The sequence below is a fragment of the Methylorubrum podarium genome (assembly GCF_022179745.1).
In the GTDB taxonomy this organism is placed as follows: Bacteria; Pseudomonadota; Alphaproteobacteria; order Rhizobiales; family Beijerinckiaceae; genus Methylobacterium; species Methylobacterium podarium.
The window spans coordinates 1-3,548 of sequence record NZ_BPRD01000715.1 but is presented as its reverse complement, the minus strand read 5'-3'; the positions used below and the strand labels follow the sequence as shown (position 1 = coordinate 3,548).

General features: G+C 70.9%; 3 protein-coding genes. All 3 read left to right on the top strand.

Annotated features, from left to right (window positions below; translation table 11 throughout):
• The coding region (locus MFF42_RS26170) for a hypothetical protein (RefSeq protein ID WP_373875232.1) at positions 1 to 205 on the top strand (205 nt) is incomplete at its 5' end.
• Positions 206 to 349: 144 nt separating this feature from the next.
• Positions 350 to 1,669, top strand: coding sequence for an N-acetylmuramoyl-L-alanine amidase (locus MFF42_RS26165; protein WP_238258869.1), 1,320 nt, complete (start codon positions 350 to 352; stop codon positions 1,667 to 1,669).
• 278 nt (positions 1,670 to 1,947) lie between these two features.
• Positions 1,948 to 3,548, top strand: a 1,601-nt coding sequence (locus MFF42_RS26160; protein WP_238258868.1) for a penicillin-binding protein 1A, incomplete at its 3' end; no start/stop codon positions are given.

Sequence of the window (3,548 nt, the reverse complement as noted above, 5' to 3'; positions counted from 1 at the left end):
GGGCAGGGGAGGGGTGGAGATGTCGTTTCCCGAGCGTTCGCCGGCCTCGGTCGCGAAGGAGGGTCGGGAGGCCCGCTACCGGGGCGATCCGGAGAGCGCCAACCCCTATCCGGAGGGTTCGGAGGAACACGCGGTGTGGAAGCGGGCCTGGGAGACGCCCGACGGCGAGGCGGCCGAACGGGAGGCGCCGGACGGCCGCCGGTAACGGGAGGAGGCCCGGCCGATGCAGCCGGAGATGGTGTCACCCGCCGACAACAGCGCCACCGGGAATGCCGGAATCGCGGTGAGGAACGGTTAACCATCTCGGCCGTATCCCGTATCGGAGGCTCCCCGGAACCTTGGCCGACCGATGCCGCACAGCACCCGCCTGCCCCGCACCGGATTTTTCCGCCAGACCGCCGCCCTCGCGCTCGCGGGCGGCCTGATCCTGGCCGCCGGCCCGGCGCCGGCGCAGGATGGCCCGGCCCCTCCGCAGGCCGGCGGCGCGGCGGTGGCGATCGCCGCCGAGACCGCGACGCGGGACGGCACGACGCGGCTCACCCTCACCCTGTCGCGGGCGATCGAGGCGCGCGCCTTCGTGATGGAGCGGCCGGACCGGGCGGTGATCGACCTGCCCGAGGTCAACTTCCAGCTCGACGGGGAGACCGGCAAGATCAGCGGCCGCAAGCGGGACGGCGCCATCGCCTCGTTCCGCTACGGCCTGTTCGCGCCGGGCCGCTCGCGCATCGTGGTCGATCTGACCGGCCCCGCCTTGGTCGAGGCTATCGAGACCACCAAGACCCGCGAGGGCGCGGTGCTCGTCTCGATCCCCTTCCGCAAGGTCGATCGCGACAGCTTCCGCAAGGCGGCGGTGGCGGGCGACCCGAGCCCGGCCGCCTCCGCCAAGGCCCCGCCCGCCCGGGAGACCGCCGACACGCGCCCGCTCATCGTGATCGATGCCGGCCACGGCGGCACCGATCCCGGCGCCATCGCCGCCACCGGCGTGTTCGAGAAGGACATCGTGTTCGGCTTCGCCCGGTCCTTCGCCGAACGCCTGGAACAGAGCGGCCGCTACCGCCTCGTGATGACCCGCGACCGCGACGTGTTCGTGCCGCTGGCCGAGCGGGTACGCATCGCCCGCGAGGCCAGGGCCGACCTGTTCGTCTCGATCCACGCCGATTCGATCTCGGCCGCGCCCCAGGTGAAGGGCGCCACGATCTATACCGGCTCGGAGAAGGCAACCGACAGCGAATCCGCCAAGCTCGCCGAGCGCGAGAACCGGGCCGACGCCGCCGCCGGCACCGAATCCGGCGAGGCGCCGGCGGATGTCGCCGACATCCTCCAGGAACTCACCCTGCGCGAGACCCGCGGCTTCTCGGCGGGCTTCGCCGGCCGGCTGATGGGCCAGCTCTCGCCGGTGATGGAGATGAGCACGAAGCCCCACCGCGAGGCCGGCTTCAAGGTGCTGCGCTCCCCCGACGTGCCCTCCGTGCTGATCGAACTCGGCTACCTGTCGAGCAAGAGCGACCTGGAGAAGCTGCAATCGGAGGAGTGGCGCGCGCGGGTGACGGGATCGATGGCCAAGGCCGTGGACCTGTTCTTCTCCGGCCGGGCCACCCTCTCGCGTCCGGCGCCGACCGGAGCGCGCTCCGCCGAGAACGGGAAAAGTGCGATCGCGCTCCGACCCTGAGGAGCCGGATACGGCTCCACGGCGCGGAAAGCGTCGAGCGGAGCGAGAGCCCGAGGAACCGAGATTTTCCGCGGAGGCGGGCGCCGGCGACCGAGGCCGGCAAGGACAAGGGCCATCGCCCCAGTTTCACCATAGAGCCGGTGTCGATACGGGGCTCGACGAGCCCCCGTCCGCCTGACAAGAGGCGTGGCCGCGCGGGGCCTCACCAGAGCCCGCGGCAGGCCCTCGCGTTAAGCCTTCATCGGCGCGCAGCGGACGAGCGACGGAACGGACCCCGGATGCGTTTCATCCTGCGATTCTTCGCCTTCCTGTTCTCGGCCGGCGCCGTGCTGTTCTGCATCGCCGCCGCGGTGGGCGCGTTCTTCTACTGGAAGTACAGCCAGGATCTGCCGGACCACGCCGCGCTCGCCAACTACGAGCCGCCGGTGATGACCCGCGTCCACGCCGCGGACGGCTCGCTGCTCGCCGAGTACGCCCACGAGCGGCGCCTCTACCTGCCGATCCAGGCGATGCCGAAGATCGTGGTCGCGGCCTTCCTCTCGGCCGAGGACAAGAACTTCTACAAGCACGGCGGCATCGACCCCGAGGGCATCGTGCGCGCGGTGCTGACCAACGCGCAGTCCGGCAAGAAGCAGGGCGCCTCGACCATCACCCAGCAGGTGGCCAAGAACTTCCTGCTCTCCGCCGAGCAGACCTACGACCGCAAGATCAAGGAAGCGCTGATCGCCCTGCGGATCGAATCGACCTACTCGAAGGACAAGATCCTCGAGCTCTACCTCAACGAGATCTTCCTCGGCACCATCGTCCCCGGCCGCAACCTGCACGGCGTGGCGGCGGCCGCGCTCGACTACTTCGGAAAATCCGTCCACGAGCTGACGATCAACGAGGCGGCCTATCTCGCGGCCCTGCCGAAGGGGCCGAACAACTACCACCCCTACCGGCGGACGCAGCAGGCGCTGGCGCGCCGCAACGAGATCATCGGCCTGATGGCCCAGAACGGCTACATCACCGCCGAGGAGGCGACGGAGGCCAAGAAGCAGTCGCTCGGCGTCAACCCGCGCGTCGCCTTCCCGAACGCGGCCAACGCCAACTACTTCACGGAAGAGGTCCGCCGCGAGATCTCCGAGCGCTACGGCCAGAGCAAGCTCTACGAGGGCGGCCTCTCGGTGCGCGCCACCCTCGACCCGAAGATGCAGGCGCTGGCGCGCAAGGCGCTCATCGACGGCCTCGTGCGCTACGACCAGGCCCGCGGCTGGCGCGGCGCCGAGCACAAGGTCGACCTGACCGGCCGCGACTGGGGCCAGGCGATCGCCGAGATGCCGGCGCTCGGCGACATCGCCCCCTGGCGGCTCGCCGTGGTGCTGAACACCAATGGCGGCGTCGCCCAGGTCGGCCTCCAGCCCAAGCGCGAGGCCGGCGGCACCCTCTCGAAGGAGCGCGAGACCGGCGCGATCACCGCGGAAGGCGTGAAGTGGACCGGCCGCCCGGTCGCCACCGCGCTGAAGGTGGGCGACGTGGTCTACGTCGAGGCGCTCGATCCGGCCAAGGGCACCTACCGCCTGCGCCAGAAGCCCGAGGTGTCCGGCGCCATCGTCGCGATGGACCCCTATACGGGGCGCGTCCACGCCATGGTCGGCGGCTTCTCCTACGAGGAATCCGAGTTCAACCGCGCCACCCAGGCGATGCGCCAGCCCGGCTCCTCGTTCAAGCCGATCGTCTACTCGGCGGCGCTCGACAACGGCTACACCCCCTCGTCCGTGGTGCTCGACGCGCCGATCACCATCGAGGCCGGCCCCGGCCAGGAGGCGTGGTCGCCCTCGAACTACGACGGCAAGTCCGGCGGCCCGCACACCCTGCGCTACGGCATCGAGCACTCGAA